Raw genomic sequence first — 18381 nt, 5'->3', positions numbered from 1 at the left:
CATGAATTATGGAGATTTTTACAGGAGCTTTGAACCGGAGCCTTTTTATCTGGAGCGCGGCTGGATGATAGGCGGCGGACGCATCGGGGGCAAGGCCAAGGGGCTCTCCTTCGCCCATCACGTGCTCGAAAAAAACGGGCTTCTCGAAGACGTGCATATGCCGGAATATTCGTTCGTCGTCACTACGTCGGCCTTCGACGAATTTATGGAGCTCAACGGCCTTTGGGAGCGCCTCGAGAGTCTGCGCGAGCATTCCGACGCGCCGGAGCTGTACAGGATCTGCGCGGAGGCCTCTCTGCCCCCGTCGTTGGAGGAGCCGCTGGAAAAAATTCTTTCTTTCATCGAGGTCCCTATCTCCGTCCGCTCTTCGTCGACGCTCGAGGATGACGTGAACCTTTCCTTCGCCGGCAAGTACGCGACGGTCTTTTCGTCGAACGCCGGTACGAAGGAGGCGCGCCGCGCGGAGCTCGAAAGCGCGATAAAGATGGTCTACGCGTCGACCTACAACGCGTCGGCGCGCGAATATAAGCGCAAGCACGGTATAAAATGGGGCGGCGAGCGCATGGCGGTGCTGATTCAGCCGATAGAGGGGCGCCGCTACGGCAGCATGTTCTACCCGGAGATGGCCGGCGCGGCGTTTTCGAAGGTCTTCCGCCGTCCGTCGCCGCGCATTAGGAAGGAGGACGGCGTCGCGCGCATCTGCTTCGGCCTCGGCACGCGCACCGTCGACCGCGCCTACGCCAGGACCTTTTACCTTACAAATCCGAACCTGCGCCCTGAGGGGACGAAGCCTCGAGAGATAGTCACCCACTCGCAGGAGCACTTCGACTACGTCGACCTCGACGAGCGGAAATTTTCCTCGCTGCACATCTCGAAACACGTCAAAGAGGTGCTGAAAAAGCATAAGATGGCTTCGGCGTACCTCGAATGGTTCAGCGAAAATTCCTTCCACTGGATACACACGGACCGCGGCAACCTCGTGATGCCGCGCCCGGTGTTCACCTTTTCCGAGCTGCCGTCGCGCTGCCCGAAGCTCTTCTCGCGCCTCAAAGCGCTGCTTTCCCTATTCGAAGAAGAGCTTCAGCTGCCGGTCGACATGGAGTTCGCCTACGAGGCGGATTCCGACCGCTTAACGCTGGTGCAGCTGCGCCCGCTTTCCGTCTACGACGACAGGGGACGCGTCGAGATTCCCGAGACACCGCCCGACGAAGTGATTCTGCGCGGCAGCCGCATGGTCGCGAATGGAAGGCTCGAAGGGGCGCGCCACATCGTCTACGTCGACCCCGACATTTACGGCAAGCGGCCGGACTTCTCAGACGTCGCGCGCGCCGTCGGCGACGTTAACGATACGATGAAGGACGAACGTTACATACTGGTCGGCCCGGGGCGTTGGGGCAGTTCGAACCCGCTGCTCGGCGTGCCGGTGCGCTATAATGAGATATCGAATTCGGGCTGTCTCGCCGAGCTCGGCATCCCGCAGAAGGGAATGGCGCCGGAGCTCTCCTACGGGACCCACTTCTTCCTCGACCTGGACGGCGACAACACCCTTTATCTGCCTGTCTTCGAAGGGGAGAAAGGTGACGTCTTCAACAGGGAGTGGTTCGACGGACATCCTTGGAAGAAGACGGGGCATCCCGCGGTACGCCTGTATGAAGGACTCTTCGACGTTCTGCTCGACGGAGAGAGCGAGGTCGGCGTCGTGATAGACCGAAGCGTAGGAGGAAAGGGGGAAAAATGATGGAAGACCCTCGGGCGAAAAAACTTTATTTTGAGTGGGAGCCTCAAGACGATCCGGAGTTCGCGCCGCTGATACTCGGCAAAGGCACGATAGGCGGCAAGGGGCGCTCTCTGCTCTTCGCGCTGCGGAAGCTGCGCGACAGCGGCGACGAGGAGCTCGCGAAGACGAAGCTTCCGAGCTCGATATATCTGAGCGTAGAGATATTCCACCGCTTTCTTGAAAACGTGCCGGGGCTGCGGGCTCTGCTTTCCTGCAAAGAGCCGCGGCGCGTCGAAGAGGCTTTTCTTGCGGCCCCCCTGCCCGCAGACGCGCGGAAATTCATCGAGGAGTTCTTAGCCGAGATGAACGATCCCGTCGCGATAAGGAGTTCGAGCCGCCTTGAAGACGACGTCAAGCATTCTTTCGCGGGAAAATATCTGACGACCTTCCTCTGCAACGACAAGGGCGGCGCCGCCGAGCGTGCCGCTGCCGTCGAAAGGGAGGTGAAGCGCGTCTATTCGCGCACCTTCTTCCCCGCCGCGGAGGAGTACAGGGAGAGGCACAGGCTCGGAGAGGACGACATGGGGATAATAATAATCCGCATGGCTGGACGCTGGCGAGGCAGATATTACTATCCGACGATCGCCGGCGTCGGCTATTCGCAGAACTTCCGGCGCTGGACGACACGAATAAGGCAGGAGGACGGCCTGATGCGCATGGTCTTCGGGATGGGGACCATGAGCACGAAGCGCGGATACGCGCGCACGGTCTCGCTCTCCAATCCGATACTGCGCCCCGAGGGTTTTTCTCCGGAGAAGATCGCCGCGATAGCGCAGGAATCCTTCCACGTCATAGACAGGGATAACCCCGACGCGCTGACGACGCTCGACATAAAAAAGGAGTGGCGCCAGCTGATAAAATACCATCCGGATTTCAGCGCCTACGCTCAGATATACGGCTACGCCGACGGCGAGGGGGCCTTCTCGCAAGTCATGAAAAACATGTCGGCGCTGCAGCCGGGAACGAAGATATGCTTCACCTTCGACGAATTCCCGCAGAAATATCCCGGCTTTTATAAAAGGATGAAGAAGACTCTGAAACTTCTTGAAGCGGAGATGGGGCTGCCGGCTGACATGGAGTTCGCCTATGAACCGACGGAGGACTCCCTCTGCCTTATACAGTCGCGTCCCTTCTGGTCGAACGCCCAGAACGAAGGCGGCATTCCCGCCGTAGCGGAGAAACAGATACTGCTTCAGGCCGACAGGATGGTCACACACGGCTCTATAGCCGGCATTTCGAAAATAATCTACGTCGATTACGGGCGCTACTACGCGAATCGCGACTTCTACGGCACCGCGAGGCTGATAGGCGACATCAACGGAGCCTCCGACGAACCGTATATATTAGTCGCGCCGGGGCGCATCGGCTCGAGCAACCCCGAACTCGGCGTCCCTGTGCAGTACAGCGAGCTGACGCACTGCCGCGTGATGGTGGAGCTCGGCATACCGCGCCTCGGCTTCATGCCGGAGCTCTCCTACGGCACGCACTTCTTCTCCGACCTCGAGGTCGACGGTGTGCTTTACATGCCGGTCTTCGCCGGAGAAGATAGGAACATTTTCAATTCCGAATGGTTCGAAGGCGTTGAGTGCGAGACCTGCAAAAACGACGCGGTGCGCGTCTATCGCGGCAGCTTCGCGGTCTATATGGACGGCGAAACTAACAGAGGCGTGATCGTCGATAAAAATCTGCCGCAGAGCGGCGCGCGTCGATAAATGGCCGCGCCCGTGACGGAACTTTTTTCATTTTTGGCGCGCAGGGTGGAGCGAGGCGGCGAAGCGGTCGCCGCCATAACGGGCGGCGGAGGCAAGACGACGCTGCTTTACGGCCTCGGGCGCGAGCTTGCGAAGAGGCGCCGCGTGCTGTTTACGGCGACGACGAAAATTTTTTCGCCGACGCCGGACGAATGCGAAAACGTATTTATCGGCGACGCACGGAGCTGCGCCGCGTTCTTAGCCGCGAAGCCGCGCCCTTCGCTCACCGCGGCTGGGGTGCTGCGGGATGAAAAGAACAAACTTCACGGCTACTCTCCGCAGGAGCTGGAAATGCTTCTTGCGGGCGGAGCGGCGGACTTCGTTGTGGCAGAGTGCGACGGATCGCGCGGGCGCTCGCTGAAGTGCTACGGCGACCACGAGCCTCCGGTGCCTCAAGACTGCCGCTTCGTGCTCGCGGTCGCCGGCGTCGACGCCCTTGGGAAAAGGGCGGACGAGGAAAGCGTCTTCCGCGCCGAAGCGTTCCGCGCCCTTCACGGCCTCGAAGAGGGCGCTGCGATAACGGAGCGCGAGTATTTAAAATACCTGCGCTGCGAAGAAAACGGGCCGCTGAAAAACGCGCCGCGCGCGGCGGAAAAAATCCTCATCCTCAACAAGTGGGACGAAGCGGACGAAGGGGCGCGCGGCCGGCTCGCGTGGATCATCCCGGCGCTGCTGGAAAGCTATGACGCGGTGCTCTGCGCCTCTGAGCGGGAAAACATATTATACGGATATACGGAGAGATGAAGATGCAGGCGATACTGCTCGCCGCGGGGCTTTCTACGCGGATGGGGCGCCAAAAGCTGCTTTTGCCCTTCGGCGGCAAAACGGTGGTCGAGAGCGTCATCGACAACCTTCGCGGCGCCGGCTTTTCGAAGATAAACGCGGTACTTTCGCGCGAGGTCGCGGCCGCAATAGCGTCGTCGCCCGGCGTGGAGACGCGCGTTAACGAGGCCCCGGAGCGCGGGCAGTCGAGCTCTCTTGCGATAGGGCTCGCGATGCTGCCGGAGGGCGCGGACTTCTGCATAATGCTGGGGGACCTTCCCCTCGTTAGCTCGGAGGATATGGCGGCGCTCGCAGAAAAATTTTCGGCGCTGTCGCCCGGCAAGAGCGTCCTCGCACCGTGCCGGGAGGGCGTCTTCGGGCACCCGATGTTCTACCGCGCTCTGTGGAAGAAAAGATTCGCCGACGCGAGCGGCGACGCCGGCGGAAGAAACATGCTGAAGCGCTTCGCCGAAGAGGTCGAGCTCGTCCCGGCGCCGGCCGCGCACTTCAAAGACATGGACACGCCGGAAGAGTACGAAGCGCTGCTGTCGAAAGCGCGCCTCGCAGGGAAATAAGAGCGTCCACGCTTTTATTTCGCGGGCGCGCTCTTATACGGGAAAATTTTTTATCCGGCGAAGCCCTTCTCGAATCTCCATGCGTCGCGGCACATATCTTCTATCGTGCGGCGCGTCTTCCAGCCGAGCTCGCGCTCGGCCTTGCCCGCGTCGGCCCAGCATGCCGCTATGTCGCCGTGCCTGCGCGGCGCCATCCGGCGCGCTATCTTTACGCTGTTCACGCGTTCGAAAGCCGCGACGAGCTGCAACACCGAGGTGCCGACGCCGCTCCCGAGATTGTAGACGGAGACGCCCGCCGGAGCCTTTTTCAGCGCTGCCACGTGCCCCTCCGCAAGGTCCATCACGTGTATGTAGTCGCGCACGCCGGTGCCGTCCGCCGTGTCGTAGTCGCCTCCGAAGATTCTCAGCTCTTTCAGCTCGCCCTTCGCGACCTTCGTTATATAGGGCATCAGGTTGTTGGGAACGCCGTTCGGCGCTTCGCCCAGCAGCCCGCTCTCGTGCGCGCCGACGGGGTTGAAGTAGCGCAGCAGCGAGACCGACAGGCCTTTGTTCGCGCGCGCCGCGTCGGTCAGGATTTTTTCGCAGACGGCCTTCGTCTCGCCGTAGGGATTTGTCGCCGGCATAAGAGGCGCGCTCTCGAGAAAGGGCGGCTCGCCGCCGCCGTAGACCGTCGCCGACGATGAAAAGACGAACTTCGGCACGCCGTGCGCGGCGCAGGCGCGCGCGAGCTCTATCGTGCTGAGAAGGTTGTTGCGGTAATATTCGAGCGGCTTTTCCACAGATTCGCCGACCGCTTTGAAGCCTGCGAAATGAATCACGCCGTCGATTTTATTTTCGCCGAAAATTTTCTCGACGGCCGCCGCCTCCGCAACGTCCACCTCGTAAAAGAGGAAGTCGCGCCCCGTTATCGCGCGGATAGCGTCGAGGGACCTCGGCCCGCTGTTAGAGAAATCGTCCGCTATGACGACGGAGTATCCGCCATCGAGCAGCGTCACGCAGGTATGGGAGCCGATGAAGCCGGCCCCCCCCGTTACAAGGATGTTTTCCAATTTTCCAAGTTCGCCTTACAGCTTTTTGCCGAGCTCATAGGCTTCCGCGAGGAACTTTCCGCCCTTTTCGGCCATGTCGCTCTTCGGGTACATGCCGGCGGCGCAGATCATTCCCGCTATCTCCCATTTCGTGAAGCCGCATGCGAGGCGGAAGGAGGCCTTGAGCCCGTCGAAGACGTTATCCTCGGCGTCTCCCGCAGCAGCGAGCAGCGCCGCCTTTTTGCACGCGACCTTTATCTTCGCGTTTTCGGCGTAGAAGGGCAGCAGCCTGTCCCACACCGGCTTGATTTGTGAGCTCCACGAATAGAAGTAGAGCGGCGTCGCGAAGACGAGTACGTCGGCCGCCGCTATGTCTTCGTACACCTGCGCCATGTCGTCGCGCTGGACGCACGGCGCGCCGGTGCTCCAGCATTTTCGGCAGTCGAAGCAGCCGTTTAGTTTTTTGCCCGCGAGGCGCACCTTGCGGACCTCGCATCCTTTTTCTTCGGCGCCCTTTGCGAGAGAGTCGGCAAGCTGCTCGCTGTTGCCGCCTTTGCGAGGGCTTCCGAGAAGCAGCGTTACAACCTTTTTACCTTCCATTCCCATCCCTCCGATTTGCAGATACTTAGTCTGTGAATTATAATATTTCCCCCTAAAATAGGCAATTTCGCCGGTTGCGTGATACAATCATCTATTATCGTGTCTGTGCCGGCGTTTGCGAACGACGTCCCGCCGCAAAAGACGGCGCTAAATCGGGAGGGATGATTATGCTGCTATGCCGCGATTTTAAATTCGACGCCGCGCACAACCTTATACATTATCACGGCAAATGTGAGCGATTGCACGGCCATACGTACCATCTGCGCGTCACGCTCGAGGGCGCGCCCGACGCCGAGGGCATGATCTGCGACTTCGCCGAACTGAAAAAGATTGTCGGCGAACTCGTGCTTTCCAAGCTCGACCACTCTTATATAAACGACATCCTGCCGCAGCCTACAGCGGAATATATTTCGATGTGGATATTCCGCGCGCTCGACGGCGCTCTGGTGCGTGAGAACTGCCGCCTAAGCGAGGTGTGCCTCTGGGAGACGGAGGGCTCCTTCGTGGTGTGCCGCAGGGAGGATGTAAAAGATGCGTGACGTCCAGAACGAAACGGACGACAGAAATCTTGAGATAGACCGCGTCGGCGTACGCGACATTTCGTGGCCGATAGCGGTGCCGGACCGCGACAGCGGGACTCAGGAGACGATCGCGAACGTGAGCCTCTCAGTCTCATTGCCGCGCGACTACAGGGGCACGCATATGAGCAGATTCGTCGAGGTGCTGAGCTCTCAGGAAAAGCGCGTTACCTTCCACAACATGGAGGGGCTTCTCGAAACTTTGCGCGCGAGGCTCGCGGCGAGGGACGCGCACGCGCTATTCGATTTCCCGTACTTTATAACGAAATCCGCGCCGGTCAGCGGCGCTAAGGGGCGCGTGCGCTGCGACGTGCGCTTCGACGCCTCTTTAGTAGACGACGAATTTGACCTTGTTACGACGGTGACGGCGCCGATACAGACTCTCTGTCCCTGCTCGAAGGAAATTTCCGACTTCGGCGCGCACAATCAGCGCGCTCACGCCGTGATGGAGGTGCGGCTTTCCGGCTTCGTATGGCTCGAAGAGTTTGTGAAGATGGCCGACGACTGCGCCTCCGCGCCGATATACAGCCTGCTGAAGCGCGAGGATGAAAAATTCGTCACCGAGCGCGCGTATATGCACCCGAAATTCGTGGAAGACGCGGTGCGCGACCTCGCCCTCGCGATGCGGGCCGAGCCGCGCGTCTTATGGTACCGCGTTTCGGTCGCGAGCCACGAGAGCATACACAACCACGACGCCTTCGCCGTGATAGTCGGCGACAAGCGGAATGGCTAACGACAGGCGGCTGCTCCGCCGCGCTCTGCTGAACGAGGCCGGCGCGGAGCGCATAAAGCGCGGGCATCCGTGGATATTCAAAGGGAATCTGCTGCAACTGCCGCAGTGCGCGCCCGGCGATATAGTGCCGCTCGAAGAAAGAAGCGGGGAGCGCGTCGCCTGGGGGCTGTGGAGCGATAGCGAGCTCTGCCTCCGCGTGCTCTCCTTCGGCAGCCGCGAGCCGGACCAGATGGAGCTGCTGCGCAGGCGCGTCGAGAGAGCGCTAGATTACAGAAAAAAGTGGTGCGCCGGCGAGGAGGCCTTCCGCTGGGTGCACGGCGAGGGGGACGGGCTGCCCGGCATAACGGCCGACCTTTACGGCGACGTGCTCGTGCTGCAGCTCTCGATAATGGGTTGGTACCGCCACGCCGAAGAGGTGGCGAAGATATTCCGCAAGGTAAAAAAATTATCCGCGGTGATACTGCGCAACGACACAAAGTACCTCGAAAAAGAGGGGATACCGCGCGAGATAAAGCCGCTTCTCGGCGATATGCCGGAGGAGCCGCTGAAGGTGCGGATAGGCGGTTTTTTGGAGCGCGTCGACGTAGCGGGCGGACAGAAGACTGGCGCGTATCTCGACGTGCGCGGCGTTCCCGCGCTGTTCGATTCCCTTTACGGCGGCGCGAGCGTACTCGACTGTTTCTCGTATCAGGGGCATTTCACACTTCGCGCCCTCGCCGGCGGCGCGGCATCGGTGACGGCCGTAGACCAGTCTCAAGGAGCGCTCGACCGTGCTAAGGAAAATATCGCGTTGAACGGCCTGGACGACGGCAGGGCGAAATTCGTATGCGGCAACGCCTTCGACGTACTGCGCGAGTTAGACGCCGAGAGGGCGCGCTACGATATAGTCGTCATGGATCCGCCGCCTTTCTCGCCCGGAAAGGGGCAGCTCGATTCGGCGCGGCGCGGCTATAAGGAGCTCGCGTTGCAAGGGCTGCGCCGACTTTCTGAAGGAGGATACATGCTTTTCCTGTCGTGCAGCCACGCTTTCACGCGCGAGATGCTGCTCGACGTGCTGGCCTCGGCCGCTAAGGACGTTAAGGCGAACTGCCGCGTCGCGAGCGAGATATGCCAACCGGCGGACCATCCGGCGCTGCTCTCCGCGCCGGAGACAAATTATCTGAAGGGATTTGTAATAAAAGTTGATTAGTGTGAACGATACGAAGGCGGTAATATTTGACTTTGACATGACGCTCGCCGACAGCAGCCACGCGATACACAAGTGCACGAATCTTGTCGCGGCGAAGTTCGGGCTTCCGACGATTTCAAGAAAGAAAGTGCTAGAAGGCATAGGGCTGCCGGTGGAAGAGAGCTGGCGCCTCTATTGGGGCGATTATAAAGACGAATGGCTGGCGTATTACCGCGAAAACTTTCGCGGCTTGGAGCAGAGCGAGATCCGCCTTTTTGCAAACGTGTTGCCGACGCTTTCAAAGCTGCGCGCCGCGGGCGTAAAGACCGGCGTCGCGTCGAACCGCCGCTTTGCGCGTAAGGTCGTAGAGGGCGTCGGCATCGCGCCGTACATGGATGCCGTCGTCGGGCTCGAAGACATAACGAAGGCCAAGCCTGACCCGGAGGCGCTCTTTACGGCGATGGGACGTCTCGGCGCGGACGCCGAAAATTCCTTTTACGTCGGCGACACGGATATAGACATGAAGACATCGGTCGCCGCGTCGGTGCGCGGCATAGGCTCCGCTACGGGCTACTTCGGAAAAGAAAAGCTAGCCGAAGCCGGCGCGTGGTGCGTCGTGGCGGACATTGCGGAAGTTCCGCCGCTGCTCGGAATCGAATAAAGGACGGCAAAATGGTCAGACGCTATAAGCCGGAAGAAAAAAAAAGAAGTTTCCGCATAACATACTGGCTCGGCGTCGCGGCCATAGCAGCGCTGTGGGCATGGGGCTTCAAGTCCTACTTCAACCGCTACGAATATCTGCACCCCGGGATAACGTGGGCCGTCCCCGGCATAGAGATAAACGTTATAAATGTCAAGGGGCTGCTGCTCTGGAAAGAGGCACTGCTGAAGGCTCCGGCCTCGGGGCAGCTTTCCTTCCCGCTCGGCAAGGGGCCTGTCCGCGTCGCGCGCGGCGCCGTCGTCGCGCGGGTCGGAGGGCGCGAGGTGAAGGCCTTCCAGCAGGGCTACTTCGTCGCCGGCGTCGACGGACAGGAGAGCAGGTGGCGCTACTCGGAGCTCTGGCAGGAGAGCGCCGAATTCTTCCAGAAGCCTGCCAAGCTGCGCTTCATAGCGGACGGCGCGTCGGCATCGCGCGGCGGGACTATAGGCAAGATAATCGAGCAGCCGCAGGACCTCCGCTTTCTCGGCTATATGAAGCTGAAGGGCGACGCCGAGGAGCAGATACGGCGCAAAAAATTCCGCGTCAGAATGGATGTCGACGACACCGTCTCAAGAGCTGACATACGCGTCACGCAGAAGTCGGGCGAGCTTACGAAGATATACGTGACGATGCCGTGGTTCCCTCCCGACCTCGTGCTTTCGCGCAACTACACTCTGACTATCGACGCGGGGCTCACGAAGGGTGCGCTCGTGCCGGAGAGCGCCATACTGGAGAAAAACGGCAGCCGCGGGCTGTATCTCGTGCGCGGCGCGCGCGTCATATTCACGCCCGTCGAAGGCATTATGATAGAGAACAATAAATTTCTCGTGACAAATGGCGTCTCCGTAGGAGACGCGATAGTTGAAAACGCCGCGGAGGCGCGTGAGGGAAGGATACAGCTATGGTAGCCGGGATCGCGGAAAAGGTCGCGAAGGTCAGGGAAGAGATAGCCGAAGCCGCGGCGAAAAGCGGGCGCGCCGCGTCGAGGGTAAAGCTGATGGGCGTGACTAAGTATCATTCGCTTGAAGCGATGGAGGAGGCCGCACCGCTCGTCGACCTTATCGGGGAGAACAGAGTCCAGGAGGCGGCCGCGAAGCGCGCGGCCTGGCCGCCGGGGCTTACGTCCTGCCCGTGGCATATGATCGGCAGGCTTCAGAAAAACAAAATCCGCCGCGCGATGGAGACCTTCGACCTTATAGAGAGCGTCGATTCGGCCGGGATCGCGGCGGCCATAAACAGAATAGCGGGTGAGAAGTGCGTCTCCGCTTATCCGGTCTTCATCGAGGTGAACGTCTCCGGCGAAGAAGCGAAGGGCGGTCTGGCGCCGGAGGCGGCGCCCGCGGCGCTCGGCGCCGTACTCGAAAGCTGCCCGCGCGTAGAGGTGCGCGGCCTCATGACGGTCGCGCGCGACACCGACGACGAAGGCGAGCTGAGAAGGATCTTCTCCGCGCTGCGCGAGCTCCGCGAAAAGCTGCGGCGCTCCTCGGGGCTCCCGCTGCCTGAACTCTCGATGGGCATGAGCGGCGACTTCCGCGTCGCGATAGAAGAGGGAAGCACCATCGTGCGCATCGGGAGTGCGATTTTTGGGAAAAGAAATTATAATAATAAAAATACTATCGACAAAGGAGCGGAATAAATGCCGGAGCTTTTGACATCGCTTGATATCGTCAATCAGTCGTTCAAGAAGAGCCTCAGAGGGTACGATACCGCCGAGGTGGACGAATTTCTTGACAACGTCGCCGAGGCCCTGCAGGCGTACAACAAGAAAAACAAGGAACTCGAGCAGGAGCTGGCCGCGAAGCAGGAGAGCCTTGCCGAATACGATCGCATGAAGGACGTGCTGCACGAGGCGCTGCTGATGGCTCAGAAGAGCGCAGACGACCGCGTGAAGAGCGCTCGCGAGCAGGCGAACAAAATCCTCGAGGACGCGCGTGCCGAGGCCGAGGCGATGCGCCGTGACACCGCCGAAGAGGTGAAGCGTCTCCGCGCCGGAGTGGAGCAGATACGCAACATCCGCGACATGTACGCGCAGGAATTCCGCGGAATGCTCGCGAAATTCGACAACCAGCTGACGCAGTCCATCAACGCGTCGCAGCTGAGGGGCGCCGTCGAAGCGGTGCTCGAAGACGCACCGAAGGACGAAGCGGAGAGCCCGGCCGAATCTCAGAACCAGCCGGAGGGTCAGGAGCAGAAAAACAGCCGCAAAGATCTTGAGGCCGCCTACGGACTGCTCGGCGTGAATCCTGAGGATCTGATTGGCAAACAGGACTGAAAATAAAGCCGGAGCGTCGGGAAAAGCCCGGCAGGACAAAATAGACTCTCCGATATCCGAATTGAAAGGCATCGGGCCGCGCCGCCGCGCGCTCTTTGAAAAACTCGGCGTACGCAGCGTCCGCGACCTTCTCTTTCTTTTGCCGCGCCGCTACGAAGACAGGCGCGGCAAGAAAAATATCTCAGCCCTCGTGCCGGGCTTCCCGGCCGTCGTCCGCGCCTCGGTGCGCTGCGCGGAGACGAAGATGCTCTCGGGAGGGCGGCGCATAACGACCTGCCTCCTATCGGACGGCACCGGAGAGCTGCGCGCCGCCTGGTTCAACCGCCGCCGGCTGGAAAAGACCCTTGCGGACGGCGCGGCGCTGCTGCTCTACGGCACGCCGCTGCTGCACGGCGACGTATTCGAAATGACCGAGCCGGAATTCACAATATGCCGCGGGCGGGACGAACAAGAGGAAAGCTCCTTCTGCGGCATAATACCGATCTATCCGGCCGTCGAAGGAATAACGCAGAAAACGCTGCGCTCCGCCGCGAAGCGAGCGGTCGAAGAATACCTTCCCTTCATGCCCGAAGAGCTGCCGCAGAGCGTCGCCCGTAAAAACGGACTGCTCTCCGCCGCCGACGCGCTGCGCGAGATGCACTTCCCGCAGTCGCCGGAAAGCTGGAAAGAGGCGCGCAGGCGCCTCGCCTACGAAGAACTTTTCAAGCTCCATCTGCTGCTCGCGGAACGGCGCAGAGAGCGCGAGTGCTGCCGCTCGTTCCCGCTCGTCAAAGGCGCTCGCTTCGACGCGTTCGTCTCCTCCCTTCCCTTTTCTCTCACCTCGTCGCAAAAGAAAGCCCTCGACGAGATAATAAACGACGGTGCCTCCGGCGCTCCGATATCGCGCCTGCTGCAGGGCGACGTAGGCTCCGGCAAAACGCTCGTCGCGGCGGCCTTCGCGGCCTGCGTCTGCGACGGCGGCGCGCAGTGCGCGCTGATGGCCCCCACGGAAACGCTCGTCGAGCAGCTGCACGCCCAGGCGCTGAAATACTTGGCTCCTGCCGGCGTCGTCTGCGCGATGCTGAAATCCAAAATGCCGGCTCGCGTGCGGCGCGAAACTTTAGCGGGAGCGCTCGACGGTTCGATCGACGTCGTCACCGGCACCCAGGCGCTGCTCTCCGACGAACTGCACTTCAAAAACCTCGGAGCCGTGATAATAGACGAACAACAGCGCTTCGGCGTCAGGCAGCGCGCGTGCCTGCTGAAAGACGGCGGGAGGCCGCACCTGCTGATGATGAGCGCGACGCCGATACCGCGCACGATGGCGCAGACCCTCTGCGGCGACATGGACATATCCGTGATAGACGAAAAGCCGGCGGGGCGTGTGCCTCCGGCAACGCGTGTGATAGACGTCGCGGCGCTGCCGAAGCTGCTGCGCTTCATCGCCGAAGAAATAGCGCACGGCGGGCGCGTCTACTGGATATGTCCGCGCGTCGAGGAAGATGAAGGCTCTACGCTCCCGGCCGCGGGACAGCGCTTCGAATGGCTGAAGAAAAAACTTCCGCCGATAAAAATCTCGCTGATACACGGCCGCATGGGCGCGGAACAGAAAGACGCGGCGATAGCCTCCTTCCGCGACGGAAAATCGCAGCTGCTCGTCGGAACGACGGTCCTCGAAGTCGGAGTCGACGTGCCCGAGGCCACGGTCATCGTGATAGAATCCCCCGAGCGCTACGGCCTCTCGCAGCTGCATCAGCTGCGCGGACGCGTCGGCCGCGGCGCGCGCCGCGGCGTCTGCGTGCTCATCGCCGGGAGCGGAGGCGAGACGGAACGCCTCAGAGCCTTCGCCGCGACCGACGACGGATTCGCGATAGCGAGGGCCGACCTCGAACAGCGCGGTGAAGGCGAGCTCGCCGGCTTGGCGCAGCACGGGCTCGCGAACTTCAAAATAGCCGACCTCAGAAAAGATTTTTCGCTCGCCGAAGAAGCGAGAAAGGACGCCGAAGAATATCTGAAAAACAAATAGACGCGGGCGCGGTATAATCAAGAGGAGCGCGGGGCGCCCCGCGGAAAAAGAATCATTTGAGCTGGTGCGTAATGAAAGAAATTGAAGCAAAAGAAAAATGCTGCCGCGTATACGCGGAAATAAATTTGGACGAAATCGTGCACAACGCGGAGCTGCTGCGACGCATGATGCCCGCCGGCGAAAAATTCGTCGCCGTCGTGAAGGCCGACGCCTACGGACACGGGGCGCCTCAAGTCTCGGCCGCGCTCGCCGGCGTCGCCGACGCCTACGCGGTGGCGACCGTAGAAGAGGCGCTGCAGCTGCGGAAGAAAGGAACGGGAAAGCCGATCTACACGCTCGGCTTCATGCCATCCTACAGAATCGCCGACGCCGTTAAAAATAAAATACGCTTGACCGTCTACGAAAGAAAATTCGCGGAAAAAGCCTCGCGCGTCGCGTCGGAAATAGGCCTCACCGCCGAAATGCATATAAAAATCGACACCGGCATGAGAAGAATCGGCTTTGAGCCGAACGACGCGTCCGTCGACGAAATAGAAAAAATAAGCCGCCTGCCTAACGTCCGCCTCGAGGGGATATTCACGCACTTGGCGAGAGCCGACGAGCGCGACAAAGCGCCGAGCGACAGGCAGGTCGCGCTCTTCCGCGAAATGATAGAGAAACTGGCGGCCCGCGGCATAAAATTTCCGCTGACGCACTGCGAGAACAGCGCTGCGATAATGGACTGCGGATACCATGGTTTCAGCGCAGCGCGCGCCGGCGTCGCGCTATACGGCATGTTCCCTTCTAATCAGCTCAACGACATGGAGCTCGATCTGCGCCCGGCGCTGCAGCTGAAGAGCCGCGTGGTATACGTCAAAAAGATAGCGCCGTCGACGCCCGTCGGCTACGGCGGTACCTTTGTGACGACGCGTCCGACGACGCTCGCGACGATCCCCGTCGGCTATGCGGACGGCTATCCGCGCGCCCTTTCGAACAAAGGCAGCGTCGTCATAAGAGGCAAAAAAGCGCCGATCGCCGGAAATATCTGCATGGATCAGCTGATGGCCGACGTCACCGACATAGAAGGCGTCGAAGACGGCGACGAAGCGACGCTGATCGGCGAAAGCGGCGGAGAAAAAATCACCGCCGACGAGATAGCGAGGCTCGCCGGGACGATAAACTACGAAATAACCTGCGGCATAAGCAAAAGAGTACCGAGGATATTTTTCAAAGAAGGAAAATTCTGCGGCTGCGAGGACTATTTCGAAGACTGAAGCGGACCGGCGTCTTTTTGCCGTGCCTTTAAGCAGATGTGGGCGCCGTTGTTTCCGCTTCCTACTCCGCTTTGTTAAGTTTCATCAGCGCTTCGGCATATATATGTGTACATTTGCGAAGATTATCTAATGAGATTCTCTCGTTCGGACGATGCGCGACCTCTTCTTCGTCGGGGAACACCGGACCGAACGAAACGGAATTCGGTAAGAATCGACAGTAAGTGCCTCCGCCCATGCTGATCGGCTCGGGACGTTCGCCCGTGACTTCTTCGTATGCATACAGTAAGGTTTGAACGAGGTGGCTTTCCGCAGGCACATAAAGAGGGGGCTTATGAGTCGCTGTTTTCATTGAAGCCCCGAAGCGTGCCGCCGTCGCTTCTATATTTGAGATTATTTTATCGGCAAGGACGGTAACGGGGTATCTGATGTCGAATTTCAGGAGTATCTCTGCAGCGCCGTCCTTTACCCTGCCCTCAGCTGCGGCGCAGTTGCAAGTCAGCTCTCCTGATATGTCATCCGAGCATTTTACGGAGAGAGAGCTTCCCGACCAGTCATCTCCCGCGATGGCCGCCGCCGTCTCTATCAATTTATGGTCCTCTTTGCGTAAAGGCACGGTTAAAAGCTTTCGTAGCATTTTCTGTACGGCGTTGTCGCCCTTATATGGTTCCATCGCGTGCGCAGCCCTGCCCGAGGTTCGCAGCGCTATCAGCTCGCCGTCGTCCAATATCTCGGCCTTTGCGCTGTCCGGTACGACATTGAATTTGTCTCCGCCTTGAAGCGACAGCAGCTCGGCTCCCCCGCTCGCTGCGGCGCGCCGCTCCCCTTTTATTGTCACGACGACCCGTAAAATACCCTTTTCCGCATTGACCGCAGGGAAGGAGGCGTCGGGCGAGAAACTGTATCTTGGTATCTCTTCGTGCTCTTTGTAGTATTTTATGCAGCGGGAGTCGTTCTCTTCGTCAAGCCCCAGAATTAGCCTGAATCTACGGTGCAGCGGCATTGAGCCGCGCAGCGCCGCCATGGCGAAAAGCGCTGCAACTGCAGGTCCCTTGTCGTCTACCGCCCCTCTGCCGTAAAGACAATCGTCCGCTATAACCGCCGCGTAAGGCGGGTATTTCCAATGTTCCGCAGCGCCCTCCGGGACAACGTCGAGATGCGCCAGTATGCCTATGAGCGGAGCGTCTGCGACTCCCATTTCTACGTAGCCGACGTAGCCGCCCATATTTTTTGTTTTAAAACCCATTTCCTGAGCTATCGACAAAAAAGTGTCAAGCGCGGCGGAAAGGTCTGGACCCAACGGATCATCTCCCGTCGCCTTTTCTTCGCAGAGGAGGCTTTTTATACGGATCATCTCTCTGGTTCGGCGCAATTGTTCGTCAAAATTTCTCTCCACTGTTTCATGTATCATTTTGTTCACTCTTCCCATTTTGCGTGCTCCTTCCCGATTTTGTTTAATTTATATAGCTCCATTGCGAACGAAAGATTTATTCTGACGGAAGGGGAGTCCATATCCATACCGATTATTTCGCCTATTTTTCTACACCTGTATTTCATAGTGTTATAATGCAGCCCCATCTGTGCCGCCGCCGCTTTCAGGTGCCAGTTGTTGTTTATGATACAGAAAAGCGTGCCCAAAAGAGAATCTTTGTCGTCTTCATCGTCGTCAAGCTCCACAAGCTTTCCCAGATATTCGTCGACGAATTCCTGCGATTCCCTGGAATTTTGAATCGGTGCGAGGAATTTGTAAGCTCCCATTTCCTCCCAATAAACCGGATCATTAGCCTCTTCCCTCTGCCGCGCCAGCACCAGCGCCTTGGAGGCCTCGCGGAAGCTTTTGTTGCAATAAACGATATTTTCCACAGGGGAACCTACCCCCATTATCAGTTGAAGTCCGCTCTGCGCCTTTATGTTGCGCACGGCGACACGAAAGGCACTTGTCATCTTCCTTTTTATTTGAAGCCAGTCGTCCTTAGGGGCGTGCATAATAAAGGCCATTTCGTTTTCAAGGATGGCATAGGGAATATCTTTTTGAATATCGTTCATAAAGGAATGGATCTTTTTGAATGCGCGCGCATATGGTTCGTGAAGCGGACGCTGCATGGAACGGCCGGCGCTTATGCCTACAAGCGCCACGGCCTTTTCTCCCTCGGTGTTCCAGCCGAGCGTGCGCCCGCGGCTCATGACCTCCGACTTTTGGCGGAAACGTTTATAGAGAATGTCCTGAACGAAATGAATCTCTCTTTCGTTTAACAACTTCCATCTTTCTTGTTTCCATTTTAGCGAAAGCAGCAAAGCCTCCTTCGCATGGTTCAGGACGATCTTGGGAACGGCGCCGCTTATCTGTCTGTCCATGAAGAGATATCCGCGGATTTTCTCGCATAGGACGATCTCTTCGTGGCTGAAATGTCCGATCAGTGAGGGCAAGGGAACGTCGTCGATCAGCTGGCTAAATTCCATCGACGTGGTATGAGCGTATCGTTCTCCCGTCGCCGCGTCTACGAAGAGCAGCTCTCGGGATATATATTTGTTTATGAGCGACAGTATGGAATCGATTGAGCCGTCCGAAAGCAGCAGGTTAAAAAATTCCATGTGAATCTTATCGGATAGGTTCGCCATTTCAATCGTCTGCTCCGACATTGTGATAAGCACCGGGTTTATTATCTCCGTATGTGCGTAATGGCTGGGGATGCTTATCAGCGGGAACGATAACCTGTCGGCCGTCCGCAGTACGTTTTGCGGCATCCGGTCCATGTATCTTTCCACCTTTACTCCGAGCGCTGCCGCATTGTACCTGTCGGCGGTCTCTATCAGCTGAATTAGCATCTCTGGATCGTCTTTGAAGATATAGCCCGACGTTAGCAAAAATTCGCCGCCGAATATCCATCCCTCGATATCCGGCACGTCGACGACGCACACGGTTTTTACCTCTCTTTTTGCCAAGCCCGCTTCGCCGGCTAAAACGCGGAAGTCGGAAAAACCGCCCTGTTCGATCATCTGTTTTACCGTTGGACGTACTCTTATCATCTTTTATCACATCTGAGTTATGCAAAATTATAATCACTTACAGCAATATATTATATAACGTACAAGGAAGATTGCGTTAATTAATAGTAAAAATTATAAATTACAATGATATGTGTCGTTTTATATAAAATAGACGGCTATATTTTTCATTTTCT

Annotated in this window: 17 protein-coding genes; 13 read left to right on the top strand and 4 right to left on the bottom strand. The window is 58.8% G+C overall.

Annotated elements, in window-relative coordinates:
- Position 1 precedes the first annotated feature (1 nt).
- The 4 genes from EH55_RS05145 to EH55_RS13405 are packed head-to-tail and all read left to right on the top strand — an operon-like array spanning position 2 to position 4865.
- Positions 2–1738 carry a PEP/pyruvate-binding domain-containing protein gene (locus tag EH55_RS05145; RefSeq protein WP_051682667.1) on the top strand — a complete coding sequence of 579 codons (1737 nt, stop codon included), beginning with the start codon at positions 2–4 and terminating at the stop codon, positions 1736–1738.
- A complete protein-coding gene (locus EH55_RS05140; protein WP_051682675.1) occupies positions 1738–3489 on the top strand; it encodes a PEP/pyruvate-binding domain-containing protein in 1752 nt (583 codons plus the stop codon). The genes EH55_RS05145 and EH55_RS05140 overlap by 1 nt, the downstream gene beginning before the upstream one ends.
- 12 nt (positions 3490–3501) lie before the next feature.
- Entirely contained in the window at positions 3502–4272 is a 771-nt protein-coding gene (gene yqeC, locus EH55_RS13410; RefSeq protein ID WP_160170728.1) for a selenium cofactor biosynthesis protein YqeC, read from the top strand.
- A 2-nt stretch (positions 4273–4274) separates the two neighbouring features.
- Positions 4275–4865, top strand: coding sequence for a nucleotidyltransferase family protein (locus tag EH55_RS13405; protein ID WP_051682665.1), 591 nt, complete (start codon positions 4275–4277; stop codon positions 4863–4865).
- Between the two features lie 50 nt (positions 4866–4915).
- On the opposite strand, the gene galE is transcribed toward EH55_RS13405, so the two are convergent.
- Entirely contained in the window at positions 4916–5914 is a 999-nt protein-coding gene (gene galE, locus EH55_RS05125; RefSeq protein WP_037975377.1) for a UDP-glucose 4-epimerase GalE, read from the bottom strand.
- 15 nt (positions 5915–5929) lie between these two features.
- Positions 5930–6493 carry a flavodoxin family protein gene (locus tag EH55_RS05120; protein WP_037975375.1) on the bottom strand — a complete coding sequence of 188 codons (564 nt, stop codon included), beginning with the start codon at positions 6491–6493 and terminating at the stop codon, positions 5930–5932.
- A 167-nt stretch (positions 6494–6660) separates the two neighbouring features.
- Between EH55_RS05120 and queD the strand changes: the two genes are divergently transcribed.
- From queD to alr, 9 genes are all read left to right on the top strand, one after another.
- Positions 6661–7032 (top strand): 6-carboxytetrahydropterin synthase QueD, encoded by a 372-nt coding sequence (gene queD / locus EH55_RS05115; protein WP_037975374.1) that lies wholly within the window; start codon positions 6661–6663, stop codon positions 7030–7032.
- Positions 7025–7804: a GTP cyclohydrolase FolE2 gene (gene folE2, locus EH55_RS05110; protein WP_037975372.1), complete on the top strand. Its 780-nt coding sequence runs from the start codon at positions 7025–7027 to the stop codon at positions 7802–7804. Before queD ends, folE2 begins: the two co-directional genes overlap by 8 nt.
- Positions 7797–8993 (top strand): class I SAM-dependent rRNA methyltransferase, encoded by a 1197-nt coding sequence (locus EH55_RS05105; protein WP_051682664.1) that lies wholly within the window; start codon positions 7797–7799, stop codon positions 8991–8993. Before folE2 ends, EH55_RS05105 begins: the two co-directional genes overlap by 8 nt.
- A 1-nt stretch (position 8994) precedes the next feature.
- On the top strand, positions 8995–9633 hold the full coding sequence (locus EH55_RS05100; protein ID WP_037975371.1) for an HAD family hydrolase: 639 nt from the start codon (positions 8995–8997) through the stop codon (positions 9631–9633).
- An 11-nt stretch (positions 9634–9644) separates the two neighbouring features.
- Positions 9645–10580, top strand: coding sequence for an RND family efflux transporter (locus EH55_RS05095; RefSeq protein WP_051682663.1), 936 nt, complete (start codon positions 9645–9647; stop codon positions 10578–10580).
- On the top strand, positions 10574–11308 hold the full coding sequence (locus EH55_RS05090) for a YggS family pyridoxal phosphate-dependent enzyme (protein ID WP_051682662.1): 735 nt from the start codon (positions 10574–10576) through the stop codon (positions 11306–11308). Before EH55_RS05095 ends, EH55_RS05090 begins: the two co-directional genes overlap by 7 nt.
- Positions 11309–11944, top strand: coding sequence for a DivIVA domain-containing protein (locus EH55_RS05085; protein ID WP_051682661.1), 636 nt, complete (start codon positions 11309–11311; stop codon positions 11942–11944).
- On the top strand, positions 11928–13949 hold the full coding sequence (gene recG, locus EH55_RS05080; protein ID WP_070110087.1) for an ATP-dependent DNA helicase RecG: 2022 nt from the start codon (positions 11928–11930) through the stop codon (positions 13947–13949). Before EH55_RS05085 ends, recG begins: the two co-directional genes overlap by 17 nt.
- Before the next feature lie 71 nt (positions 13950–14020).
- Positions 14021–15202 (top strand): alanine racemase, encoded by a 1182-nt coding sequence (gene alr, locus EH55_RS05075; RefSeq protein ID WP_037975446.1) that lies wholly within the window; start codon positions 14021–14023, stop codon positions 15200–15202.
- Between the two features lie 61 nt (positions 15203–15263).
- On the opposite strand, the gene EH55_RS05070 is transcribed toward alr, so the two are convergent.
- Complete coding sequence (locus EH55_RS05070) at positions 15264–16628, bottom strand: Sapep family Mn(2+)-dependent dipeptidase (RefSeq protein ID WP_037975364.1); 1365 nt, start codon at positions 16626–16628, stop codon at positions 15264–15266.
- On the bottom strand, positions 16616–18226 hold the full coding sequence (locus EH55_RS05065; protein WP_081839445.1) for a PucR family transcriptional regulator: 1611 nt from the start codon (positions 18224–18226) through the stop codon (positions 16616–16618). Before EH55_RS05065 ends, EH55_RS05070 begins: the two co-directional genes overlap by 13 nt.
- Positions 18227–18381 lie beyond the last annotated feature (155 nt).

It is taken from the genome of Synergistes jonesii (assembly GCF_000712295.1).
GTDB lineage: Bacteria > Synergistota > Synergistia > Synergistales > Synergistaceae > Synergistes > Synergistes jonesii.
This window is presented reverse-complemented; position numbering and strand designations above follow the sequence as displayed.